Origin of the sequence: Enterococcus sp. 3C7_DIV0644, assembly GCF_002141235.1 — a bacterium.
Classification (GTDB): Bacteria; Bacillota; Bacilli; order Lactobacillales; family Enterococcaceae; genus Enterococcus_D; species Enterococcus_D entomosocium.
This window is the reverse complement of the sequence record NZ_NGLK01000001.1, coordinates 1,190,246-1,214,011: the sequence shown is the minus strand read 5'-3', so window position 1 is coordinate 1,214,011 and position 23,766 is coordinate 1,190,246. Positions and strand designations below refer to the sequence as shown.

General features: G+C 41.6%; 21 protein-coding genes. 20 read left to right on the top strand and 1 reads right to left on the bottom strand.

Annotated elements, in window-relative coordinates:
• Positions 1-74 precede the first annotated feature (74 nt).
• The 5 genes from A5877_RS05670 to rbsK all read left to right on the top strand — a co-directional run bounded on the left by A5877_RS05670 (position 75) and on the right by rbsK (position 4,964).
• Positions 75-1,088, top strand: a complete 1,014-nt coding sequence (locus A5877_RS05670) for a LacI family DNA-binding transcriptional regulator (RefSeq protein ID WP_008380606.1) — start codon at positions 75-77, stop codon at positions 1,086-1,088.
• Between the two features lie 140 nt (positions 1,089-1,228).
• Positions 1,229-2,149 carry a ribonucleoside hydrolase RihC gene (gene rihC / locus A5877_RS05665; RefSeq protein ID WP_086316531.1) on the top strand — a complete coding sequence of 307 codons (921 nt, stop codon included), beginning with the start codon at positions 1,229-1,231 and terminating at the stop codon, positions 2,147-2,149.
• A gap of 11 nt (positions 2,150-2,160) precedes the next feature.
• Complete coding sequence (dcuC, locus tag A5877_RS05660) at positions 2,161-3,531, top strand: C4-dicarboxylate transporter DcuC (protein WP_086316530.1); 1,371 nt, start codon at positions 2,161-2,163, stop codon at positions 3,529-3,531.
• 4 nt (positions 3,532-3,535) lie between these two features.
• Positions 3,536-4,030, top strand: a complete 495-nt coding sequence (locus tag A5877_RS05655; RefSeq protein WP_005234078.1) for a GNAT family N-acetyltransferase — start codon at positions 3,536-3,538, stop codon at positions 4,028-4,030.
• Positions 4,031-4,034: 4 nt separating this feature from the next.
• Positions 4,035-4,964, top strand: a complete 930-nt coding sequence (rbsK, locus tag A5877_RS05650; protein ID WP_086316529.1) for a ribokinase — start codon at positions 4,035-4,037, stop codon at positions 4,962-4,964.
• A 91-nt stretch (positions 4,965-5,055) separates the two neighbouring features.
• Here rbsK and A5877_RS05645 read toward each other — a convergent pair whose 3' ends face one another.
• Positions 5,056-6,270, bottom strand: a complete 1,215-nt coding sequence (locus A5877_RS05645) for an amidohydrolase family protein (RefSeq protein ID WP_005234080.1) — start codon at positions 6,268-6,270, stop codon at positions 5,056-5,058.
• 228 nt (positions 6,271-6,498) lie between these two features.
• Here A5877_RS05645 and A5877_RS05640 point away from each other — a divergent pair, with 228 nt between their 5' ends.
• The 15 genes from A5877_RS05640 to guaD all read left to right on the top strand — a co-directional run bounded on the left by A5877_RS05640 (position 6,499) and on the right by guaD (position 23,741).
• On the top strand, positions 6,499-6,912 hold the full coding sequence (locus A5877_RS05640) for an RDD family protein (protein WP_005234081.1): 414 nt from the start codon (positions 6,499-6,501) through the stop codon (positions 6,910-6,912).
• Positions 6,890-7,183, top strand: a complete 294-nt coding sequence (locus tag A5877_RS05635) for a hypothetical protein (RefSeq protein ID WP_086316528.1) — start codon at positions 6,890-6,892, stop codon at positions 7,181-7,183. The genes A5877_RS05640 and A5877_RS05635 overlap by 23 nt, the downstream gene beginning before the upstream one ends.
• A gap of 50 nt (positions 7,184-7,233) precedes the next feature.
• Complete coding sequence (locus A5877_RS05630) at positions 7,234-9,561, top strand: glycoside hydrolase family 65 protein (protein WP_086316527.1); 2,328 nt, start codon at positions 7,234-7,236, stop codon at positions 9,559-9,561.
• An 11-nt stretch (positions 9,562-9,572) separates the two neighbouring features.
• On the top strand, positions 9,573-10,850 hold the full coding sequence (locus tag A5877_RS05625) for an extracellular solute-binding protein (protein ID WP_086316526.1): 1,278 nt from the start codon (positions 9,573-9,575) through the stop codon (positions 10,848-10,850).
• A 62-nt stretch (positions 10,851-10,912) separates the two neighbouring features.
• Positions 10,913-11,821: a carbohydrate ABC transporter permease gene (locus A5877_RS05620; protein ID WP_008380619.1), complete on the top strand. Its 909-nt coding sequence runs from the start codon at positions 10,913-10,915 to the stop codon at positions 11,819-11,821.
• A 5-nt stretch (positions 11,822-11,826) separates the two neighbouring features.
• Positions 11,827-12,663, top strand: a complete 837-nt coding sequence (locus A5877_RS05615; RefSeq protein ID WP_016612747.1) for a carbohydrate ABC transporter permease — start codon at positions 11,827-11,829, stop codon at positions 12,661-12,663.
• A complete protein-coding gene (locus tag A5877_RS05610; protein WP_086316525.1) occupies positions 12,650-14,776 on the top strand; it encodes a glycoside hydrolase family 65 protein in 2,127 nt (708 codons plus the stop codon). Before A5877_RS05615 ends, A5877_RS05610 begins: the two co-directional genes overlap by 14 nt.
• 3 nt (positions 14,777-14,779) lie before the next feature.
• Positions 14,780-15,805 carry a LacI family DNA-binding transcriptional regulator gene (locus tag A5877_RS05605; RefSeq protein ID WP_086316524.1) on the top strand — a complete coding sequence of 342 codons (1,026 nt, stop codon included), beginning with the start codon at positions 14,780-14,782 and terminating at the stop codon, positions 15,803-15,805.
• Positions 15,806-16,049: 244 nt separating this feature from the next.
• Positions 16,050-17,930 carry a BglG family transcription antiterminator gene (locus tag A5877_RS05600; protein ID WP_034872122.1) on the top strand — a complete coding sequence of 627 codons (1,881 nt, stop codon included), beginning with the start codon at positions 16,050-16,052 and terminating at the stop codon, positions 17,928-17,930.
• A gap of 3 nt (positions 17,931-17,933) precedes the next feature.
• On the top strand, positions 17,934-18,719 hold the full coding sequence (locus tag A5877_RS05595; RefSeq protein ID WP_016612742.1) for a tyrosine-protein phosphatase: 786 nt from the start codon (positions 17,934-17,936) through the stop codon (positions 18,717-18,719).
• A 15-nt stretch (positions 18,720-18,734) separates the two neighbouring features.
• Complete coding sequence (locus tag A5877_RS05590) at positions 18,735-19,991, top strand: PTS sugar transporter subunit IIC (RefSeq protein ID WP_086316523.1); 1,257 nt, start codon at positions 18,735-18,737, stop codon at positions 19,989-19,991.
• Between the two features lie 28 nt (positions 19,992-20,019).
• Positions 20,020-20,319, top strand: a complete 300-nt coding sequence (locus A5877_RS05585) for a PTS sugar transporter subunit IIB (protein WP_008380633.1) — start codon at positions 20,020-20,022, stop codon at positions 20,317-20,319.
• Between the two features lies 1 nt (position 20,320).
• Positions 20,321-20,662 (top strand): PTS lactose/cellobiose transporter subunit IIA, encoded by a 342-nt coding sequence (locus A5877_RS05580; protein WP_005234093.1) that lies wholly within the window; start codon positions 20,321-20,323, stop codon positions 20,660-20,662.
• A 156-nt stretch (positions 20,663-20,818) separates the two neighbouring features.
• Positions 20,819-22,159 carry a hypothetical protein gene (locus A5877_RS05575; RefSeq protein ID WP_016621626.1) on the top strand — a complete coding sequence of 447 codons (1,341 nt, stop codon included), beginning with the start codon at positions 20,819-20,821 and terminating at the stop codon, positions 22,157-22,159.
• Between the two features lie 217 nt (positions 22,160-22,376).
• The gene (guaD, locus tag A5877_RS05570) at positions 22,377-23,741 is read left to right on the top strand and encodes a guanine deaminase (RefSeq protein WP_061053193.1); all 1,365 of its coding nucleotides are present in this window, start codon (positions 22,377-22,379) and stop codon (positions 23,739-23,741) included.
• Positions 23,742-23,766: the final 25 nt, after the last annotated feature.

Sequence of the window (23,766 nt, the reverse complement as noted above, 5' to 3'; positions counted from 1 at the left end):
AAAAGGATTTACTGAAAACACAAGATTGAGTGCTTGGTTCATTTACAAAATTAGGAAAGTGAAAGGAGTATTCAGTGAAAGTCAGATTAAAAGACATTGCAAAAGAAGTAGGTGTATCGATCGCAGCCGTTTCTCAAGTGTTAAATGACAAACCGATTCGGATCACAGAAGAAAAAAAACAGCAAATCAAGCGCTTGGCGGCAGAAAACAATTATACGCCGAATGCTGCGGCTAAAAGCCTGGTTTTGAAAAAAACCAATACGATCGGACTGATCATCCCAGATATCAACAATCCTTTTTTTGCCAACTTGGCCAAGGTCTTAGAAGATTTGCTGCGAAAACAGGGGTATCTGCTGATTTTGGTCAACTCAGATGATAAAGTTGACGTTGAGAAGGAATTGATTCAGCTCCTGATTGACCGCAACGTTGATGCGTTGATCATCGCCCTTTCAACCGAATCCTACGCGGATGAGGTACAAACCAAAGAACGATTGAAGAATCTTTCGGTTCCAATCGTTTTGGTTGATAGAGGAATAGATAACTTTGAGGTCGATCAAGTCTTTTATAATAATCGGCATGGGGGATACATTGCTACCAGTGAGCTAATAAAAAAAGGACACAAAAAGATTGGTACGATGATGAACCCTGATAAAAATATCAATTGTGTGTATCGATACCAAGGCTATTTAGATGCGCTGAAGGAATTCAATCTCCAACGAAAAGACAGTTGGCATGTGGTAACAAAGTTCCAATTTGAAGACGCCTATGAAAAAGCAGACATTCTCTTAAAAAACCGAGATGTAACCGGCATTGTTGCTGGCAACGACTTGATTGCATTGGGAATTATGAAGCGTGCCAAAGAACTAGGAATCAAGGTTCCAGAGGATGTTTCGATCGTAGGATACGACAATCTTGTTTTGAATGATCTTTTAGAAGTATCTCTAACGTCTGTGGAACAAGATGTAAATGATTTAGGTGAAAAAACGGTTCTTGCCTTGATGAATGCAATCAGCGGACAGAAGCCACGTTACGTCCAATTGACACCTAGATTGATAAAAAAGAACAGTGTGACTGAAAGAGTTTCCTAGCGAAACTCTTTTTTTACTATTGACAGCGCTTTAAAACGATGCTATTCTTTGTGTGAACATTAGATAAAACGCTTTATCAGATGTTCGCTTTTTTTAGAAAAATGATAAAACGTTTTATCAAAGGTGAGAGGAGAATACGTATGTCAAAAAAAGAAGTCATTATTGATACGGATCCGGGGATCGATGATGCAGTTGCGTTGGGAATTGCTCTATTTAGTGAAGTCTTGGAGGTCAAGTTGATCACGACAGTGGCCGGAAATGTCGGTATTGAACATGTCACCAATAATTTACTGAAACTGCTTTCTTTTTGGGATTTGTCGATTCCAGCAGCACAAGGTGCATCTCAGCCACTAACGCGAGCAGTCAAAGATGCCAGCGATGTTCATGGGGTCACAGGAATGGCCGGCTATTCATTTCCAGAACCAGATCGTTCATTGCTGCTGGAAACTTCAGCTGTGGAAGCGATGTATCAAACGATCAAAAAGAATAAAAAAAAAATCACAATTGTCGCATTAGGTCCTCTAACGAATATTGCTCTTTTGCTTAAGATTTATCCAGAAGTCAAAGAAAAAATCGATGAGATCGTTTTAATGGGCGGAGCCTTAGGCAGAGGAAACTTTGGTGTATTGTCAGAGTTCAATATTGCGATTGACCCCGAGGCTGCAACGATTGTTTTTGAGAGCGGCTTACCACTTTCTGTAGCACCATTAGATGTGGGCGCCAAAGCGCTTGTTTACCCAGAAGACAGCGCAAAAATCAAAGAAATGAATCAAACTGGAGATATGATGGTTCAATTATTCAAAAAATATCGTGGCGGTAGTTTTGGAACGGGTCTGAAAATGTATGACAGTTGTGCGATCGCTTATCTTTTGTGTCCAGAGATGTTCACTGTTCAAGAGACTTTTGTTGCGATCGAAACACAAGGATCCTATACAGCAGGTGCGACAATTGTCGATCTCAACAATCGTCTGAAGCAGAAAAACAATTGCCGTGTTTGTGTCGATATCGATGAAGCACTCTTTAAAGAATGGTTTTTACAGGCAATCAGCAAGTGTAAATAGGAGGGAAAGAAATGATAGAAGCGATTTTAGTACTCGTTGTTTTGGGGGTCGTCGGATATTTTATTATTAAGAGTTATAATCCAGCATTGATTCTGATTATTGGGGCACTTGTCTTGCTTTGTGCATCCGTTGCATTAGGAAATCCGCTTTACCCAGAAGGCGAAGGGACTGGCTTGGCCTTATTCGATATTTTCCTAAAGCTTAAAGATACGATCATCTCTCAAGTAAGTTCTGCTGGTCTAGTGATCATGATCTTATTCGGATATTCAGGTTATATGAATCTCATTGGTGCCAATCAAAAAGCTGTCAATATCCTGGTTCAGCCAATGACCAAAATCAAGTCTAAGGCATTATTTATTCCGATCGTTTTCTTATTAGGGAATTTGATGTCGTTAGTCGTCCCAAGTGCATCTAGTTTGGCAATAATTTTGATGGCAATCCTTTATCCGCTGCTTCAAGGGATTGGTATCTCTTCCTTAACAGCAGCCGGAGTTATCGCAATGACTGCCACGATCATGCCGACGCCATTAGGTGCGGATAATGTGATTGCGGCTCAGACATTGAATTACAACATCTTAACTTATGTTCTGTACCATGCGAAAATTTCCATCCCAACATTGCTGATCATGGCCATTGTTCATTACTTTTGGCAAACGTATTGTGATAAAAAAGAAGGCAAAGATGCCTTTGTAGAACTAAAAGAAATTGAAAGTAAGTCAGAAGAAACGGCTGTTCCTGGATTTTATGCAATTTTACCACTCCTTCCTTTGGTGTTGATCATTATCGTTGGTATAATCGGTATATTCAAAGAAGGTGTAACAATGGATATTTTCGTCCTAACGATGATTTCCTTTTTTGTCGCATTACTGATTGAATGTTTGAGAAAGAAATCTTTCAAAATCGCGCAAGAAAGTGCAGTGGAACTATTCAAAGGAATGGGACAAGGGTTTAGTCAAGTAGTCATGTTGGTTGTGGGTGGATCATTATTTACCACAGCTATCCAAAGCTTAGGAGTGATTGATTCACTAATGAGTGCGGTAGAAAATTCTCAATCTGCTGGCGTGTTAACGGCATTGATATTCAGCGGCGCAACCGCATTGTTCGGTATTTTGAGTGGCGGAGGATTGGCGATGTTTTACGCTGTGATTGAACTGATTCCCGATATTGCCGCTAAAGCGGGAATTGACGGGATTTTGATCGCCTTGCCAATGCAGATGATCGCCAATCTTGGCAGAACGATCTCACCAGTTGCCGCTGTAATTATGATTGTGTCTTCTTCAATCGACGTCAGCCCTGTTCGGTTACTGAAACGAACCAGCGTTCCAACGATCGTTGGGATTATAGCAGTGGTCATTTTGTCGTTGGTATTGCTCCCTTACTAGAGTCATGAATGAACTTCAAAGGGCGTCACGACAAGAATTAGCAGAGATTTTTCAACTGTTCATCGAAGCAAAGCAGCAGATGAATAGAAGGAAAATCTACCAGTGGACTGATACTTATCCCTCCCTAGAAATCTTAGCGAAGGATATCGAGAAAAAGGAACTGTTTGTGTTGAAGGATGAAAATAAAAACATTGTAAGTGCCGGTGTTTTGTCAGTTGACTCATTGTCAAATTGTAGCAAAGAATATCATGGGATAAGAACGATTCAGCGACTCGTTGCGAGACCATCTCAAGCGGGGCAAGGCTTTGGCCGCCAGTGGATCAGAAGCTGTTTGGAACAACAGTGTGATGAAGGGGAAACACTTCTTTCAATCACAAATCATACCAATCTGCCCATGCAGCGATTATTTGTAAAAACAGGGTTTTTAAAGGTTGGTGAAACGACCATTGAGGGTCGGGAAGCCTTTGGTCCTTTTTATATATTCAAGAGAAATAGGTGATTTTTTGAGTAAGATAACGATTTTAGGTAGTGTGAACATGGATATCGTGATCACGACAACACGAATGCCGAGGATCGGCGAAACGATCATTGGGGAGCAAATTGATTATTTTGTCGGGGGCAAAGGAGCAAATCAAGCAGTGGCAGCTTCTCGTTACGGTGCATCAACAAAATTTTTAGGGAAAATCGGGGAAGATACTTTTGGGGAAAAGGTTCTTCAGCACCTCAGCAGAGAAGCTCTCGATTTATCGGCTGTTTCCCGTGAAAAAAATATGTTCACAGGAATTGCGAGTATTTTTAAATTAGCAGAGGATAATTGTATCACTGTCGTCCCCGGTGCGAATGGACTGATCGATGAAGCCTACGTTCAGCAAACAATCAGTGAACTTTCACAAGGGGATATCTTACTTACTCAACTGGAAATTCCTGTGGAAACAATCAAACAAGCATTGATTCTTGCCAAGAAAAAAGGAGTTCTAACGATTTTGAATCCTGCTCCTTACAATGAAATCGTACCGGAACTCCTGCCGTATATTGATATTTTGACACCAAATGAAACGGAATTTGCCGCTTTGATCGGTAAAGAGGCCATTTTGGAAGACGAAATTGAGCAGGTCATTGCTGATTGGCAAAAAAAATATGCCACGCGAATCGTTGTCACACGAGGAAGCAAAGGGGTAACATTTGTAGAAAAGTCACAAGTTGTGACGATTCCATCGAACAAAGTTTCAGTTGTAGACACTACCGGTGCGGGGGATACCTTTAATGGCATCTTGGCAGCAGCTTTAGGGGAAGGAGCCGATTTTTATGAAGCCGTTTGTATGGCGAATAATGGAGCTAGTCTGTCCGTTCAAAAGCTGGGGGCTCAAACAGGAATGCCACTAAAAAGTGAAATAGAAGAGTTTATGAAGCAGCAGGTTGATTCATTTACCTGAAAGACTATGTACAATTAGCAAACGACTATTCCTGAAAAAAGGCATCTGCGCTTCTTTTTAGAGGCGCAGATGCCTTTTATATAGGTAAGATTTATGCGGTGAAAACAACTGTTCCTTGATAAAAGCTTTTGCTGACGAAGCCTTTACGGGCAACGAATTCTGCCGTACAAGTAGCTGGTGTCAGTAAGAAATCAGCCGAATCACCAACCTTAGGCCATTGCTGCGCACCGTTTTTATCCAACGGGACTTTGCCATCCGTGACTAAACCTAATGCTTGCGTCAAGTCTTCCTGACTTTTGACGGCAAAAATCTCTAAATAGCGGGCCAGTTTTTCTTGTAAAGAACCATCTCCTAGAGAAGACCAAGAATCATAGACGTTGTCGCAACCAATATGAACAGCAACGCCATAGCTTTGCAATTCCTTAAGCGGTGGAATCGTGCCAGGGCTGATGGGAATACTTGAAATGATGTGGATCTCTAAATCTGCTAAGGCTTGAAAGACTTCTTTGCGTTCTGTGCCTTCAAAGTCATTTAGACCAAAGGCGTGACTGATCGCCACATTTCCTTGCATATTGAATTCCTTCGTCAAACGAATCATTTCTTTGACGGTCGCTCTGCCAGCTTCTTGCCGATCGTGAAGATGGAGGTCAATCCCGACATGTCCTTTTTGAGCAAGTTCAAAAGTTGTCCGTAAGGAAGCCTGGTAATCTTGATCGAGTGTATAAGGATCAACACCGCCAATAAAAGATGCTTTGCCCGTTGCTAAGGCTTCTTCAATCAAAGAAGCAGCATTTGAGCGCAATAAGCCATGTTGTGGGAATAAGACCAACTCCGAGCCAAAAGGTTGTTCGGCAACTAATTCGGTAATCGCATCAAAATAACGCAGCTGAGTCATTGGTTCAATATCAATATGTGAGCGGAACATCACCGCACCATGAGGCAGTTCTAAATCGATCAGCGCTTGTCCGCGTTCTTTGATCGATAACGGCAAGGCATCTAATTGGGGAATCTCAGTTTCAAATCGTTCCACCAAGCTAGCTGCCGGCGTTACTGGACGCCAAGGAGTACCTAATTTACTTTTGTCCAAATGACAATGTTTTTCGATCAATCCTGGCAACAATAACTGATTTCCCCCATCAATGATCGTCGCTTCGCTTGATGCCTGCCATTCGGTCATCGGCACGATCTCCGCTATTTTTCCATCATTGATCCCGATTGCTGTATTTTCTGTTTTGGTTCCATAAGACCAATCGCCTTCTTTTAAATAACTCGTCTCAAGTTGTACATTTGTAAGCCATAAATCCAAGAAATCGCCTTCTTTCGTATTTGCTTCATGGTATCACAAGTAAAGCTGGTTCCCAACCAAATCGCTTGCAAAAAAACAGACAATCTAAAACGTTTTAGTATTTACGCGATTTTCCATTAGGAAATCGGAAAAAATAAAAATTATTTTTTATGAAAACGCTTGAATAGAGAAAAGATGTCTGGTAATATGTGGATGTAACGAAAAGGTTTTCGAAAAAAGGGGAAAAATATGCTGTTACTAAGATTGCTAGCATTTTTGATTGATTGCATGATCATTTTTTTACCAAGTACCATGCTTAGCTATCTCCTAATGGTACCTGCTGGAGTAACGATTGTCTTGCCACAACTTCTCTTTGTGGTCTACAACATGATTTGTTTGAGTAGTTTTGAGGGGAAAACGATTGGCAAACATTTTGCGAAACTCGTTGTTTTTACGAATCAACGTAATTTATTAACTGTAGGAATGAGGGAAGTAGCAAAATTGCTCTACTTTTTACCAATGATCGGTTGGTTGTTTTTCACTGGTTCTTTCTTCCTCTATCTAGGTACGAAAAAAACGTTACACGACATTTTAGGACAAAGTGTAGTGGGGTTCAATAAGAAACAGGGGAATGATCAGTATGAACGAAATCTCCTTCGATGAGTTGTTAACAGGGAATCCTTTATTGGAGATCAATACACAAGCGCTACTTTTGTTAGTTATTTTTGCTTGGGCTAGTGCTAGTCTTATTGCTTGGAAGTGGCGAAACGAATACCAAGCCGCAAAAATAATTAGAGATTATGCTTACTATGCGCCACTCCACTTGATCGTAGGATGGGTGTTTCTTAACGCAGCAATTGTCCTAGTAATTGGTAGTTATTTCATGGGCTTGATTGTACTTTTGTTTCGGTCCAATAACTATTTTTATAAATAAAAAATTTTTGAAAGAAACTAAAACGTTTTCTGAAGAAGTAGGAGGAAAAAATGGAGACAGCGATGCAGTATTTAAAAGAAGACCCTTGGAAAATTACGGAAAAGACCTTTGATACAAAATGGTTAGGCAAAGCAGAAGCCATCATGTGTTTGGGCAACGGGTATCTGGGGATGCGCTCTGTGACAGAAGAGAAATATGTTGGCGAAACGCGTAATCTTTTTGTTGCAGGAACCTTTAATAAATTCGACGAAAATGAAGTGACTGAGCTTCCTAATGTGCCGGATATGATTGGAATGGAGCTCCTTTTTGATGGCGAACGATTAGATTTATCAAAAGGCAAATATTCAAACTATTCACGTGTCTTAAATTTGAGAACTGGGGAACTCACGCGCTCCTTTCAATGGAAACATGGTCAGATTAATGTCGAACTGACCTTTAAGCGATGTGTTTCCTTTGCCCAAAAGCATGTGTTTGCGCAACAAGTGCTGGTCGAAAATTTAGGAAAAGAAGTCACGTTGGAAATTATTTCTGGTATTGACGGACAAAAGACAAATAGCGGCTCACAGCATTTTACTGAAGGTGACAAATCATTAACAGAAAATCGTTTCTTACAAATGATGCCAAAGACCACTCAATCTAAGATCGCCTTTGTTCTTTCGACAGCACATAATCTAGAAAAAACAGAAGATTGCTATGATGGAACCAAGAAGCGGATCGAGATGGGAAGACGGAAAATCTACAATCGTTACTGGCAAACCTTGGCACCTAATGAGACGTTGAAGCTTGAGAAGTTTTCTTCTGTTTATACCACGATCGATAAAGAGCATTTAGGAAAGACACCACAAGATTTGAAGAAGATTGCCCTTGAAGAGCTGAAAGAGATTCGCAAAAACGGCTATCAGGAATTAGCAAAAGCTTCAGCAGCGGCATGGGACAAAGAAGTCTGGTCCGTCTTTCCAATCAAAATCAAGACAGAGAACACACTAGATCAATTAGCGATTCATTTTGCAAAATATCATCTACATGTGATGACACCAGCCCATGACGAACGCATGAACATAGGTGCCAAAGGCCTATCTGGGGAAGGGTACAAAGGACATACCTTTTGGGATACAGAGATTTTTATGCTGCCATATTTTACCTTCACACACCCAGAAATCGCCAAAAAATTAGTGACTTATCGCTATTTAGGTTTGGCTGGTGCCCATAAAAAAGCTACTGAGAACGGCTATCAAGGCGCCCAATTTCCGTGGGAAGCTGCTTGGCCTGAAGATGGTGAGACTACGCCAGTTTGGGGCGCTGCGGATATCCTTACGGGCTTACCAACGAAAATTTGGTCAGGATTTATTGAACAGCATATTACCAGTGATGTCACCTACGGCATCAAACAATTTATTGATGTAACGAATGATCAACAATTTGCATGGGAAAAAGGCTATGAAGTGATTTTTGATACGGCGATCTTCTGGGCGAGTCGTTTAGAGTGGTCCGAAGAAAACCAGCGCTTTGAAATTTTAGACGTAGTCGGACCAGATGAATATAAGGAGCATGTCGATAATAATGCTTTCACGAATCATACTGCGCACTGGAACATTCAATTAGCTATTTCATTGTATGAAGAGTTGAAAAAGAACCAGCCAGAACAATTTACGAAACTAGCTGAAAAATTACCATTAAATGAAGCTTATCAAGAATGGCAAGCAAAAGTAGCTGCTATTTATTTACCGCAACCGAATGAAGCGGGAATCATCCCGCAAGATGATACCTATTTGACGAAAAAAGAGATCGATCTCACGAAATATAAAAATGATTCGCAAGTAGGCACACTGTTCCATGAGTATAACTTAGAACAGGTCAACGAGATGCAAGTTTCGAAACAAGCGGATGTTCTTTTGCTCTTGTTCTTATTTGAGAACCTTTTTCCAAAAGAAGAGAAACGGTTGAATTGGGATTACTATGAGCCGAAAACGTTGCATGATTCTTCCTTATCCTTATCGACACATGCCATCCTCGCTGCTGATTTAGGGGAAATAGCACTTTCTTATGATTTGTTTCAACAAGCAATCAACATTGATATGGGAGAAAATATGCTGTCTTCCAATGAAGGGATTCATGCAGCATCACTCGGCGGTATTTGGCAAATGACGGTCTTCGGCTATGGTGGTGTCCGTTGTTTAGACGGCCAGTTAAGAATCGAACCACATTTACCAAAGGCTTGGGAAGCACTTGAATTTGGTATTATGTGGCACCAACAGCCATTAAAGATTGAGGTCACACAGGAAGGTTTTACGGTCACCAACCATGGGGAGCAAGCGATTGAGTTTATCGCTTTTGATAAGGTTTATCTGCTTGAAGAACAAATCAAAATCACTTTTTAGGGGGAAATAAAATGACTGGATGGAAAAAAGTAGTAGGAACAGGGCTTCTATTGTCTGCAGCAGTGGTGCTGGCAGCTTGTGGGGGAAACGAAGACACCAGTAGTTCGACAGATCAGACGGATTTCACAGGGGATTCGTTAACGATCGGTGTTTGGGGTGGCAACGAGGCAGAAGAAAAATCGTTGGATGAGATGATCCAATCTTTTGAAGAAGCAACGGGTGCAACAGTTGAAAAGAAAGTATATACCGATTATAATACCCAAATTCAAGCTGACATGGCTGGTAGAACGGCACCAGATGTCTTTTACGTGGATGCCTATATGTTCCCATGGTTCTCAGAGAATGGCACACTTGCAGAGCTGGATCCGGCTAATTTTGAAAGTGAGCAGTTTTATGATAGCTTGATCGATGCTTTTACGACTTCGGATGGACAACTGCAGGCTGTTCCCAAAGATATGTCAACTTTAGCACTCTATTTCAATACAGCGATTTTTGAAGAAGCGGGTGTGTCGATCGATGAAGTGCCAGACACACTTGAAGCGTATGTTGAGTGGCTGCCGTCGTTCCAAGAAAAAATCAATGAGGCGTATGGTGACGGAAATGTTTTTGCCATGAGCTATAACCAAGATATGGCTCGCAACTATCATCTTGCAACGCGGGAAAATGCTCAACCAATCAATGAAGATGGGACGGCTAATTTGGCTGATCCAGCAGTAGTTGATAATCTTTCTATTTTAAAAGAGTTGGTCGATACGAAAGCAGCTGTTACACCGCAAGATATCGGAACAGGTTGGAACGGCGAAGCTTTTGGTTCTGGAAAAATTGCGATCACGGATGAAGGAAACTGGGTGTATGAGACACTTAAGACAGAATTTCCTGATATTCCTTTTGTTGTAAAAGAAATGCCAACGTATAAAGGAACGGAAGGGTCAATGATGTTTTCTGTCGGTTGGGGAAAATATGTTGGGACTGAAAAAAGTGCCTTGGCAGATAAATGGATTCAACACGCTACTGGTCAAAGCGGTATGCAAGCATGGGTTGAAGGAACCGGGACATTACCTAGTCGTCAAGATGTAGCAGATGCGGCCAAAATCACAGAAAACAGTGACTTGAATGTTCACCTAGAGGCTTGGGATTATGCAACGATTTGGCAAAAGGGCACCACTTTAGATACGATCAACAAAGCCTATCAAAACTTTTTACCGAATGCTTTAAATGGAAACATGACCTTTGAAGAAGCAATGGAAGCTGCTGATGAACAAGCGAACGCAGATATTACAGCAAACTAGTCTGAATTTGAACGAGGGAGAGGAACTCCTCTCTCTTTTCTTTTGGGAAAGGTGACAACATGATGGAACGAAAAAAAACTAACTATACAAAAAGCCAATGGCAAGAAATCCGACAAGCGTGGCTCTTTCTGGCTCCAGCAATCATTGTCGTAGGAATCTTTTTCGTCTTAGCTGTTCTCTTTGCTTTTTATCTATCTTTCAACGACGTCAATTTGTTTACCAATACATTTTCTTTTAAAGGGATAGAAAACTATTTACGTATCTTCACCGATCAAAAAGCGCGAATCGCTCTTAGAAATACGGCCACGTTTGCCTTGGTCGTCGTTCCGTTACAAACGATTTTTGCTTTGATTATCGCGTATATTTTAAGCAGCAAAGGAATCAAGGGGAAGAAACTGTTTCGGATGGTTTATTTTTTGCCAACTTTAACCTCTAGTTCAGCATTGACGATCATCTTTATGTTTATTTTTAATATTTACGGTCCAGTCAATGACTTATTTATGAATTTAGGATTTTACTCAGAACCAATCAATTTTTTACAAGAACCGGCCTATGCGTTGAAAGTGATTATGGTAATGAATATCTGGTCGACCGTGCCTTATTATATGACGATCTATTTGGCTTCTTTAGTTGATCTGCCTCATTCTTTGTACGAAGCAGCAGAGATCGATGGCGCGACAACCGTGGATAAATTACGGTATATCACGATTCCTTATCTACGCCCAATCACTACCTATGTACTGCTGACGGGGATCATTGGTACCTTTCAGATGTTTGACCAGGCGTATATCTTCTCGAACGGATCAGGGGGACCCAACAATTCGACTCTGACCTTGTCACTAATGATTTACCAATACGCCTTTGGACAAATGAACACGATGGGGTATGCGGCAGCATTAGCGATCGTTTTAGCAATTATTATCTTTATCACGTCACTTTTAGCAGAAAAATTGAACAAAGAAAGAGGGTAACGTCCGTGAGAGGAAAAGAGAAAACAAAAATTTTAAAGATCTTGCTCTATACGATCTTGATTCTTTATGCAGTACTGACCTTTTATCCTTTTGTCTGGGCAATTGCTGCATCTTTCAAACCCTATAGAGAAATTGTTTCTGGGGATATGAGTTTGATCCCCAATGAGTTTACTTTAGACAATTTTCGATATGTCTTGGGGCGCTCTTCTTTGTTTATGCGCTGGTTTCTAAACTCCGTGATTATATCCGTTATTGGAACGACCATCAATATTTTATTAAATACGATGGCAGGTTATGCCTTAGCAAGATTAAATTTTCCGGGGCGTGAACGAATTTACTATGGATTTTTGGCATTGATGATGGTGCCAGCTCAGGTTTTGTTGATTCCAAATTACTTAATCTTGATGAATCTAGGAATGTTAGATAGTTTTTCAGCGTTGATTTTACCAGCTGCGATCAACATCGGGAATATCTTTATGATGCGTCAATTCTTTTTATCTTTTCCAAAAGATGTGGAAGAAGCTGCGGCAATCGATGGTCTCGGCAGATTTCAAACATTCTTTCGTATCGTGATGCCATTAGCAAAACCATCCATCGCAACACAAGCTGTCTTTATTTTTATGGGCTTTTGGAATGAATTCATGAAACCAATGCTCTATTTGACCACACCAAGTAAATATACTTTGACTCTAGGGTTGCAGACTTTCCAAAGTCGAAATGGTGGTGTACGATGGGATCAGACGATGGCGGCAAGTGTGATCACGATCATTCCCATTGTGATCATTTACTTGCTGTTCAACAAATATTTCTTACAAGGAGTGCGAATGGATGGCGAAAAATGATTCATTTAAAGTAAGAGCACAGGAACTTTCTCATCAAACCCCTGAATACTTAGAAACATTGTTTGCAGTTGGCAATGGTCAAATTGGCGTGCGGGCAGGGCATCCTTTAAAAGTTAATGAGCTTTACGGGGGAAATCCGGGCTCCTTTGTTAACGGTTTTTTTGATAGTGAGCCGATTCAATACGGTGAATGGGCATACGGCTATGCCAAAGAGCATCAGACGATCATCAAGCTGCCGAATCTAAGAGGCGTACGTTTACAGATTGGTGACGAGGACTCTAGTGCTTCAGAATGGCAAGTAAAGCCTATACAAATGACTTTGGATTTGGAAAAAGGCGTGTTGGATGAATCCTATAAAGTAGTAACGCCACTAGGTAAAACTTTTGAATTGGTGATGCAGTCGTTTGCCTCTATGACACGAAGTGAACTCTACGTCTGTCAGTATCAAATTAAGAACACCAATTTCTCAGAGCCAATTTCCATGACACATCCGTTAGAACAAAAAGCAGCAATTGTTCAAACAGATGATCCTCGGGTTGCCAGTAAAGCACATCACTTACGAAAAGCTGATTATCAGGATTATGCGATTTGGACTGCTGAAAATAGTCAACGAAGTATAGCAATTCGAGTGATCAATGGCGAAAAGCAATTACAAGCAGAGGAAACGCTTACGACGGTTTTCCAAATGAAACTACTTGAAGATAATCAAAATCACGAAACACCTTTTAACCAAGAGTTAGCCGATTTTGAAGTTCTCTTGCAAGAGCAGCAACAAAGTTATCAGCAATTTTGGGCGGCAAGTGATATTCAAATCGAAGGAGATCCAGTTCTTCAAAAAGGCATTCGGTTCAATTTGTTTCATTTGAATCAAGGTGCGGGGCGAGACGGCAGAACAAATTTCGCAGCCAAAGGATTGACTGGCGAGGGATATGAAGGGCATTACTTCTGGGATACGGAAATGTATCTGTTGCCGTTTTTTATTTTCACGAACCCTGAAATAGCCAAGGCATTGCTTTCCTATCGCGGGAAGATCTTGCCGCAAGCCAAACAACGGGCGCAGGAGCTAAGCCAAGAGGGTGCTTTGTTTGCTTGGCGAACAATTGATGGAAATGAGACGAGTGCTTATTATCCAGCGGGAACTGCCCAAGTCCATATCAATGCGGATATCGTTTATGCATTCCAATTGTATGAACGAGTGACTGGCGACCAGGCATTCATCGAAACGGTTGGCAGTGAAGTTGTTTTTGAAACGGCGAAATTCTGGTTGAGCTATGGCGATCTAGTAGAAAAAGAGGGCAAACTTGCCTTTTGCATCAATGGAGTGACTGGACCTGATGAGTACAGTGCCCTTGTTAATAATAATTTTTATACGAATAAAATGGTTCAAAATAATCTATATTATGCCATTGAGTTAGCACAGCGGTATGGTAAATACCAAGAAACAATTAGTGCTTGGCAGCAAGCAGCCGACTTAATGTACTTTGGTTACGATGAACAGCGAGGGATTACGAAGCAAGACGATGGATTCTTAGAACAAGCAGTCTGGCCATTTGAAACTACACCTGCTGAAAAGTATCCTCTCCTGCTGCATTATCATCCAATGGTCATCTACAAACATCAAGTCTGTAAGCAAGCCGATACGGTTTTAGCCCAAATGCTCTATACAGGAGACTTCAGTCTTGAGCAATTAAAAAAAGATTATGACTATTACGAACAAGTGACGACGCATGATTCCTCCTTGTCTCGTTCTATTTTTAGCGTGATGGCGAGTCGAATTGGGGATTCTGAAAAAGCCTATCGTTATTTTATGGATACGGCTTTGATGGATTTAACGGATCTCCAAAAAAATGTTGTCGATGGCATTCACGCAGCAAATATGGGGGGAAGTTGGCTGAGCTTGATTTACGGTTTTGCAGGGGTGTATTACGATCAAGGCCTGCGATTAGCGAATCATTTGCCACAGAAAATAAAAGAACTAAAATTTACGCTCTTTTATCAAGGAGAACCTGTTAAAATCAGTTTAAAGGATCGCGATATTGACTGTCAGTTAGCGGAGACAACCCAATTGCTCGCTACGAAGGCTGATGGTGGTATTTGGATAAAGGAGAGATAGCAAATGCGAACAACGATTCGCGATGTGGCAAAGGCAGCCGGTGTATCAATAGCGACTGTATCCAAAGTTTTTAACGGGTATAGTGATATCAACCAACAAACCAAGCAAGAAATTTTAAAAATAGCGAAAGAATTAGACTATTCCCCAAACATGGCAGCAAGGACACTGTCTTCGAAGAAACAACAAACCATCGCCTTGATTTTAAATGAGTTGAATTTCAACCGAAAATCAACGATGCCTTTGGAAGTGTTGAATGGGGTCTATCGTTATACGGATCAGTCAGATTTTGAGTTTGTCTTTTATGGGACAAGTACTGAGAAACAAAAGCAAAAGACGTTTAGTCAGTTCTGCAATGAGCACAATATCACTGGTGTAGTGATCCAAGGGTTAAAAACCACCGATCCTTACTACCAGGAAGTACAGCAAACCTCTTTGCCGACAGTTCTGATTGATATGGAAATCGACAATCCTAAGATCGGCTTGGTTTCGATTGACAATGAAAAAGCGGCGCAAGAAGCTGTGGATTTTTTGATTGCCAATAATCATCGACAAATTGGCATGATCAACGGGAGTCGTGATGCCAATGTCAGTGAACTTAGAGAAAAAGGCTACCGCGCTTCTTTGGCAGCGCATGGCTTGTTAGTGAATGAGTCGTATATCCAGTACGCCAACTATGAAGAAGAAATTGCCTATTTGATTTGTAAAAATCTGTTAGAAAACAATCAAGAAATCACTGCACTGTTCTGTGCTAGTGATATTATGGCAATCGGAGCGATACGAGGAATCAAAGACATGGGCTTGCGGGTTCCTGAAGATATTTCGGTCATCGGGTTCGATGATATTATTTTGGCTAGCTACGTAACGCCTGAATTAACAACCGTTGCCCAAGATATGGAACGAATCGGTTATGAAGCAGCTGAATTACTAACAGACATCATCACCAATCAAGCAGAAACGAGCCATCGAAAAATTAGTCCCCATCAATTAAAAGTGCGACAGTCGGTAGAGAAAATCAGCGAGGTTCGCTAAATAAAAAAGACATGACCTTCATTGAGTGAAGATCATGTCTTTTTTTGTGGAGAAGAAAACTCAAACAAATTGGTCGGTCATATGTGGCAACAACAAAGTGAAAGTCACCACCATTCGTTTTTTTCATAAGAAGCAAAGCACAAGGCAAGCAACTTCTTGTAGAAATTTCCCTTAATGAAAGGGAAGATATACCTATGGAGGTTGCTTGGGTTTGACTCTAAACTAGTAAGCGAGGGAGAGAGAGATGGAAAAATTAAGCCTATTGTTGTTAAGAACACTTTCGGAGCATGACGGTTTTATGACGAGTAAAGCGGCTGCTGCCGAGTTGGGTGTTAGCAGAAAAACCGTTCGCCGTTATGCAGAAGAAATCAACCAGCATCAAGAACGATACGGTTGTATGATTCAAGCGAAAAAAGGGAGTGGGTTGTATTTACAAATAACGAACGAAGAAGCTTTTCAGCGAAGGAAAGAACAAGCGTCCCACAATGACGACTTTGTTTCTAGAATTATTGAATTCTTTATTCAAGAAGAAACGTATATTAAATCCGAAATGCTTTGCGAACGCTTATTCATTTCTCAGAGTAAGCTATCTCAAGAATTGAAAAAGCTGCGACGGATACTAAGCCATTACCAGCTCTCCATTCAAACGAAGCCGTATTACGGAATGAAACTTAGCGGTAGCGAATTTGACTTGAGACGGTTTATGGCTAGTAATTATTTGCAAAGAACCCATATCAAGCAGTTAGAAGAGGGCACAATCAGCGAAGATACACCGTCGCTTCTTCACCAGCAGATAAAAGCGATCGTTTCGTCGGAGTTTTCGCAAAAAGCCTACCCCATGTCGGAGGCTATTTTGAACAATCTGGTGAATCATTTAGCGATTGCTGTCTTACGCATGCAAAGCGGCCGCTACTTAGATCGAAACCTACCGATCAGCGGCAGGACCAATGATGAGCAGACATTACTAGGAGAGCGAATCATCGCCAGAATTGAAAAAGAGTGTGCTGTACATTTTACCGAATACGAGCGAAATTATGTTTTAGGGCAAATCGTTGGCAAACGAGTAGTCCCTAGAAATGAAAAGATGACTGTTTCAGATGAAGCAGCAGAATTGGTCAGCAAAATTTTAAAAGCGATCAAGGAAAGCCGCCAAATCAATTTCAGCAAAGACTTGGATCTGCAAACGATGTTGATGTTGCACTTTGCTCCGCTGATCGATCGGATCGAATTGGGGATCGAGCTGAAAAATCCTTTGTTGAATGAGGTGAAGGTACACTGTAATGTCGCTTATGATTTAGCCATTATTGCCGGTCAAGTCATTGCAAAGCAATTTGAAAAGACCATCAGTGATCATGAACTCAGCTATTTGGCGATGCACTTTGATGTGGCTTTAAATAAGAAAAATTCGCAAACACAGCGCAAGTATATTTTAGTGGTCAATGACCTAGGCCGAGCGGCCAATACCTTCCTTAAAGAGAAATTTGAGTTTTATTTTCGCAATTATATCAAGAAAGTCACGGTATGCAATCAATATGAATTTTTGCAAATGATCGAAGAGCAGGAGTTCGATTTTATCTTTTCTTCGATTCCACTTCCTTACGAAGGAACGATTCCTGTTATGAGTGTTGATTATTTTATGCAACCGGATATGATCAAAAAGATCGAAGCCGCATTGGCCGCTGTCTTCACAGAAGAAGTGCTTTTGAACTACTTTAAGGAATCGTTATTCATCTGTGAACAAGAATTTGAAACAAAAGAAGCGGTGTTGCATTTTTTATGCCAACAAATCAAAGAACAGTATTCAATGCCTGAGAATTTTGAAACGTTGGTTTTTGAACGAGAAGCCTTTTTTGGAACCGATTTCTTACCGTCAGTCGCTTTCCCTCATCCCAATGCGCTGATTGGTGCAGAAACGGTGATTGCCGTTGCAAACTTGAAAAAGCCAGTGTTCTGGTACAAACAGACGGTTCGTCTCGTTTTCTTATTAGTGATTGCTGAACAAGATCACTTAAAAGTGAAACCGCTGAATGATCATTTGATCAAACAATGTTCTTCGTTGGATAAAGTAAACAAACTTGCTGCGACAACGGACTTTATGACGTTCATTAATTATTTAAAGGAGTAGTGTATGACAAATGAAAAAGTAACCTTAGAAGGTGCGTATAATTTTCGCGATTTTGGCGGCTATCGGACCAAAGAGGGCAAATACGTAGTGACTGGAAAACTATACCGCTCAGACGAATTGAGCAAATTGACAGAAGCTGATCAGAAAAAATTAGCAGCTCTGGGAATTGAGAAAATTATTGACTACCGCAATGCCCAAGAAAGAGCAGACAATGAAGACAAACCCATTGGGAATGCTCAGATACTTTATTTGACGCCAATTGCTGATATTGCTGCTTTAGCTTCTTCAGAAGAAGGGGAGCCAATGGCGCTTTCTGCAGAAAAAATCACCGCCGAAGTTGCAAAAGAATTGATGATTCGGCAAAATTATGAATTTGTTGAAAACAGTCAATGCAAGACCGTTTTTAAAGAAGTATTGGCCATTCATTTGGAAGCTGAAGGTGCAGTGGTTCAGCACTGCCGTGGTGGCAAAGACCGCACCGGGTATGGGGTTGCCCTGATTCAGTTACTGTTGGGTGTCAGTTATGAAGAGGTCATGGAAGATTACCTGCTGACCAACGAGTACAAAAGGGAGAAAAATACCAAGAGTCTCAAGCTGATACAAGAAGAAACGAACAACCCCGATTTTGTGGCAGCAATGCGATACTTCAAAGAAGCTGATCGGTGTTTTTTACAAACCGCTTTGGATTTGATTGAGGCTCATGGGGGGATTGAAACGTATGTAAAAGAAGAACTGGGTTTTTCACAGCAGAAAATCCAGCTGCTTAAAGATAAATACTTGCGGGATTAAGTGAAGGAGGACCTTATGAATACACTGAAAGATAAAATACTAGCTGCAGCCGTTCAAGTACAAAACAATATTTATATGAAAGCCATTGCCAATGCAATGATGGGCTTAATGCCCGTCATGATGATCAGTTCCATTGCTTCCTTGATCAATGCGATCGACATTGGGGCAACGCAACAGATAATGGAACAAATTGGTTTGAAAGCATTATTAACCCAAGTCAACGCGATGACGATCGATGTCGTTTCCGTTTATGTCGCCTTTCTAGTTGGCTATAAATTAGCCGAGCATTTAAATGCGGATCAACTAAATGCCGGTATCATGAGTTTGGTATCATTTTTGATCTTGAGTCCGATTTCGACTTTAGAAGAAACCCGTACGATGGAGTTGTCGACCCTTGGCTCCGGTGGGATGTTTGTCGCCATGTTTGGCGGTTTGTTGGGTGCCAGAATTTACATTTTATGTGTACAGAAGAATTTGATGATCAAAATGCCGGATTCGGTACCGCCGATCGTCAACAAATCCTTTGCAGCGATCGTGCCAGCAATTATTGTTTCAGCCATTATGGGCATCATTTATGTGGGCATGGCGGCAACTCCTTACGGCACGCTGACAGATATGATCTATACTTGGGTACAAGCTCCATTGACCTTGCTAGGAGCGAATATTTTTGCTTGTATGATCATTGTGGCGTTTATCGAATTTCTTTGGTTCTTTGGCATTCACGGAGTGTTGGCTGTTTATCCGATCTTGATGTTGGTCTTTTACCAACCAGGGCTTGATAATCTGGCGGCGTACAGTGCCGGCCAAGCATTACCACATTTGTTTACGATTGGGTTTATTTTGAACAATCGCGGGGCTCGTTCATTTGCAGTCGCTTTACTGGCTATTTTTGGTTGCAAATCAGAGCAGCTAAAAGCTGTTGGTAAAATTGGATTGATCCCTTCCATGTTTGGTATTTCTGAGCCAATCAAATTTGGGATTCCTCAGGTGATGAATATCAGAATGCTACTTCCCTTGATGGTAACACCGGCTGTTTCCGTGTTGTCAGCATATCTCTTAACAATTGTCGGCTTTTTGCCTTATCACAATGGAGTCAATATCCCAACTGGATTTCCGATTATTTTCGGTGGCTTCTTAGTGAATGGCTGGCAAGGGATCATTGCACAATTGATCCAATTTGTCTTATGTGTCATCATCTACATCCCTTTTATGCGTCTGCAAGACAAAGCAGCACTCGCTGAGGAGCAAACTCAAGCGGCAGTCGTTGAGTAACAAATAACGAGAAAATGGAGGAACAATGATGAAAAAAATAGTATTAGTTTGCGCTGGCGGCATGTCTACTGGCGTCTTAGTAAATAATATGAAAAAAGCAGCGCAAGAAAAAGGAGAAGCGGTGGTGATCGATGCGTTCTCCATTGAATCGGTCACGACTGCAGCAAAAGATGCTGATTGCGTACTGTTAGGACCGCAAGTTTCTTACCGATTAAATGAAGTCCAAGGCTTAGTTGCTTGTCCAGCAGCCAGTATCGACATGCGCACCTATGGCATGATGGATGGAAAAAAAGCATTGGAACAAGCACTTGAACTAATAGGAGAGTAGAATGGAAGAAAAAGAACAAATTTGTTTTCAGATTATCTCGCAAGCGGGTATGGCAAGAAGTTGCTTTTTTGAAAGTATTCAAAAAGGAAGAGAAGCCCAGAATCTGGCTGCACTGCAAGCAATCGAAAAAGGAAAAGAACACTATCATGAAGCCCATTTGGCACATCGGAAGTTAGTTCAACAAGAAGCTCAAGGGGACAAAGTTTGGATGTCCTTACTATTAAGTCATGCGGAAGATCTTTTGATGAGCGCAGACATCATGAGTGAGCTTGCAAAAGAGTTTCAAGGGTTGTATGAAGAAATTCAGGCAATTAAGCAAACGATTCAGTCTACTGGCTTCTAGCCGAAAATCGCAATAAGAAAAAGAAACGAAGTGTCAGTCTTTTGACAATACACTTGGTTTCTTTTTGCTTAAATTTGGCACGCAAGTTGACAGGATTGCTTGAAAGTGTAGGATAGAAGAAAGATGGAACTTTAAATCAAGGCAAGGAGTCGGACGATGAAAGTTTTAAAATCCCATACCGCACTTTTGATCATCAGCAATACGATCACGATCATCCCGTATCTTTATTTCTTATCTTTGAGCAAAGAGCAGTCGCTAAGTGCAGCATTAGCCTTTGCGCTCTTTTATACCTTTCGCATGACAGGGGTCTTTTTCTTACAGACGCTTACGGCGCTTTTTGCACCATCATTGTTAGCAGCAAGTGTCTTGATCGGCGGCGCCGGCGCATTGGTAGGTATCTTGAGCACTTGGTGGAGCGTGGCACTCTTGCCAGCTGCTGGTTTGTTGGGGATCAGTGCTTCTTGGCTGCCGCCAGCTGATCTGATGGTACGACAAAAAGCCAAGCTCACTGAACAGCCGCTGAAAAATGATTGGAAGGAGGCGCTGTTCTTTCTTTTTGTTTTACTGTTTGCCTTACGGTTGCCTGATGACCTTCAAGGCGTTGGCCTATTTGGCAGTTATTTTGCACTCTTTGTGCTGGCAGCTAAGAGTAGTCAAACCTTCAACAACCTCCCAAAAAGACCGTTGATGCAGCGCAACCAGTTATTCAACAAGCAGTTTTTGTTGTATTTCTTTTTCTTTCTCTTACTGTTTGGCTTGCGAGCAGCCAGGCTGATCAAGTCGAATGCCCTGTTTGAGTGGGCGATTACTGGCTTCTTGTTTCTCTTTGCTTTGCTGCTGATCACTTTAACGAAACGCAGCCGCTCGTGGAAACAGCCGCTTCACTTGAACATCCTCACCTTTATTCGGGGAGTGATCGGTAACTTTCTTTTTCTTTTCGGCTCGGTCTATGTTACCGGTCGATTTGGGGCACAAGCGCTTAGTACTCACGTTTACTTGCCTTATGCACTGGGCCTTTTTGGCGCAATGTTTCTCGGAGGAAAACTCGCACGCTTGCTAGAAAAACAGTTAGTACCGGCGTATTTGCTTGGATTGATGGTTGGTGTTCTTCTATTTAGCAGCGATCTTTTGATCCCAATAAGTTTATTTGTCATTAGTTTCTTTAATGCGGGATTGAATCAATGGCTCACGAAACAGTATTTGGCGGCAAAACCGGAAGCAATTGAACAGCAGAGCTTAGCCAAGTATGCCACACAAAGCAAAGGGAGTCTGGTACATCAATTTCTTTTGATGACACTCCTATTTGTTATTCTTCGTTTTGAACATCAGCCGCTGGCTTTCTTGTTTCAGCTATCAGGAACGACGGCAACGAATCAGACCTCAAGGATCCAAAGCTTTTTAGAGCCAGCAAAATGGGGCTCGATTGCAGGAGTACTCTGTTTGCTAGTAGGTGGACTGGTGGTATTTTATCGGCAACTAAAGAAAACAAAAGTATAAGCGTCGTTAACTGACACTGTCTTATTTCTAGACGGTGTCTTTTTTTGAAATCGCATAAAAACCGAACATTTATCGTTTTATCTTTCTTTATGATAGTGAATTTTATTGCACTATTTTCGAATAGCGTTAAAATAAGAACATCGTGTTAGTGAAAAAGGAACATTAAATGAACGGCTTTTTCCTGACAATGTCTTAGAGAACGGGGGAAATCAAACAAATGGCAACCATTCACTATTTTAAAGGAGATGTTTTCCATACGCCAACTGATGGAAAACTAGAATATATAGAAGAAGCTTTGATTCAAGTCGATGACGCAGGGATCATCACGAAAGTCACTGCCAAAACAGATCAAGGGTATGAGGCAGAGCTGGCAAAAGCATCAGAGAATCTTCAGGCTTTATCTGAAGGCCAGTGCTTTTTACCAGGGTTTGTCGATCTGCATGTCCATGCACCGCAATGGCCGCAAGCAGGGATCGCGTTAGATGAACCGTTAAATGTCTGGTTAGATGAATGCACGTTTCCGCTGGAGGCAAAATATGCCGATCCAGCATTTGCCAAAGCTGTCTATCAAGATTTGGTGGCACAGCTATTGGCAAGAGGAACGACAACGGTTCTTTATTTTGCAACGATCCATCTAGAAGCGAGTCTTCAATTGGCGAAGACTTGTGCCGCTCTTGGTCAACGGGGATTAGTCGGAAAAGTCGTTATGGACGATCCTCAAGCCAATCCTGCTTTTTATCGGGATGCGTCAACAGAAGAGGCATTAGCGGATACAGAACGTTTTATTCAAGAAGTACAAGCAATCGCAAAGACCGCACCTCAAGGCGTTTATCCTGTGGTCACTCCGCGATTTGTCCCCAGCTGTACCGATGAAGGCTTGGCAGGGTTAGGCGCATTGGCTCAAAAATATGATGTCCATGTTCAGACCCACTGCAGTGAAGGGCAATGGGAACATGACTTTGTTCAAGAACGATTTGGTAAAACGGATACCGAAGTGCTGCAAGATTTTGGCTTGTTGCGTGAAAAAGCAGTGATGGCTCATGGCAATTTCATCAGCCCAGCTGACGGCGCCCGTTTTGTCGAAACCGGCGCCGCAGTTGCGCACTGTCCCATCTCAAATGCCTACTTTGCCAATGGCGTGATCCCAATCAAGCGCTTGAAAGAACAAGGGGTCACGATTGGTTTAGGAACGGATATCTCCGGCGGTTTTTCACCGAGTTTGTATGACAACATCAAACAAGCTGTGATGTCTTCGAGAATGTTAGAAGATGGCGTGGATGTCACGCTTCCTCAAAACACACGAGGAGTAGCTGATTCTCGTATATCCGTGATCGATGCGTTCTCATTGGCGACAAAAGGCGGCGGTGAGGCACTAAAATTACCAGTAGGTGTCATCAAAGAAGGGTATGCGTTTGATGTGCAAGTGATCGATACGCGACAAAAAGAAAATCCTTTGCCTGACTTCGGTGTGTTTACTTCACCCGAAGCAAGATTACAAAAAATCCTGTACTTAGCAACGATGCAAAATATTCGCCAAGTCTGGGTCCAAGGAAAAAAAGTACACGAAAAACGAGGAGAATGAGACAGTGGAATCAACGAAAAACAAA

Excerpts from the sequence above, each read along its gene's own strand:
- rihC (WP_086316531.1), top strand. The coding sequence starts at position 1,229 with ATGTCAAAAAAAGAAGTCATTATTGATACGGATCCGGGGATCGATGAT.
- dcuC (WP_086316530.1), top strand. The coding sequence starts at position 2,161 with ATGATAGAAGCGATTTTAGTACTCGTTGTTTTGGGGGTCGTCGGATAT.
- A5877_RS05655 (WP_005234078.1), top strand. The coding sequence starts at position 3,536 with ATGAATGAACTTCAAAGGGCGTCACGACAAGAATTAGCAGAGATTTTT.
- A5877_RS05640 (WP_005234081.1), top strand. The coding sequence starts at position 6,499 with ATGCTGTTACTAAGATTGCTAGCATTTTTGATTGATTGCATGATCATT.
- A5877_RS05635 (WP_086316528.1), top strand. The coding sequence starts at position 6,890 with ATGAACGAAATCTCCTTCGATGAGTTGTTAACAGGGAATCCTTTATTG.
- A5877_RS05630 (WP_086316527.1), top strand. The coding sequence starts at position 7,234 with ATGGAGACAGCGATGCAGTATTTAAAAGAAGACCCTTGGAAAATTACG.
- A5877_RS05625 (WP_086316526.1), top strand. The coding sequence starts at position 9,573 with ATGACTGGATGGAAAAAAGTAGTAGGAACAGGGCTTCTATTGTCTGCA.
- A5877_RS05620 (WP_008380619.1), top strand. The coding sequence starts at position 10,913 with ATGGAACGAAAAAAAACTAACTATACAAAAAGCCAATGGCAAGAAATC.
- A5877_RS05610 (WP_086316525.1), top strand. The coding sequence starts at position 12,650 with ATGGCGAAAAATGATTCATTTAAAGTAAGAGCACAGGAACTTTCTCAT.
- A5877_RS05605 (WP_086316524.1), top strand. The coding sequence starts at position 14,780 with ATGCGAACAACGATTCGCGATGTGGCAAAGGCAGCCGGTGTATCAATA.
- A5877_RS05600 (WP_034872122.1), top strand. The coding sequence starts at position 16,050 with ATGGAAAAATTAAGCCTATTGTTGTTAAGAACACTTTCGGAGCATGAC.
- A5877_RS05595 (WP_016612742.1), top strand. The coding sequence starts at position 17,934 with ATGACAAATGAAAAAGTAACCTTAGAAGGTGCGTATAATTTTCGCGAT.
- A5877_RS05590 (WP_086316523.1), top strand. The coding sequence starts at position 18,735 with ATGAATACACTGAAAGATAAAATACTAGCTGCAGCCGTTCAAGTACAA.
- A5877_RS05585 (WP_008380633.1), top strand. The coding sequence starts at position 20,020 with ATGAAAAAAATAGTATTAGTTTGCGCTGGCGGCATGTCTACTGGCGTC.
- A5877_RS05580 (WP_005234093.1), top strand. The coding sequence starts at position 20,321 with ATGGAAGAAAAAGAACAAATTTGTTTTCAGATTATCTCGCAAGCGGGT.
- A5877_RS05575 (WP_016621626.1), top strand. The coding sequence starts at position 20,819 with ATGAAAGTTTTAAAATCCCATACCGCACTTTTGATCATCAGCAATACG.
- guaD (WP_061053193.1), top strand. The coding sequence starts at position 22,377 with ATGGCAACCATTCACTATTTTAAAGGAGATGTTTTCCATACGCCAACT.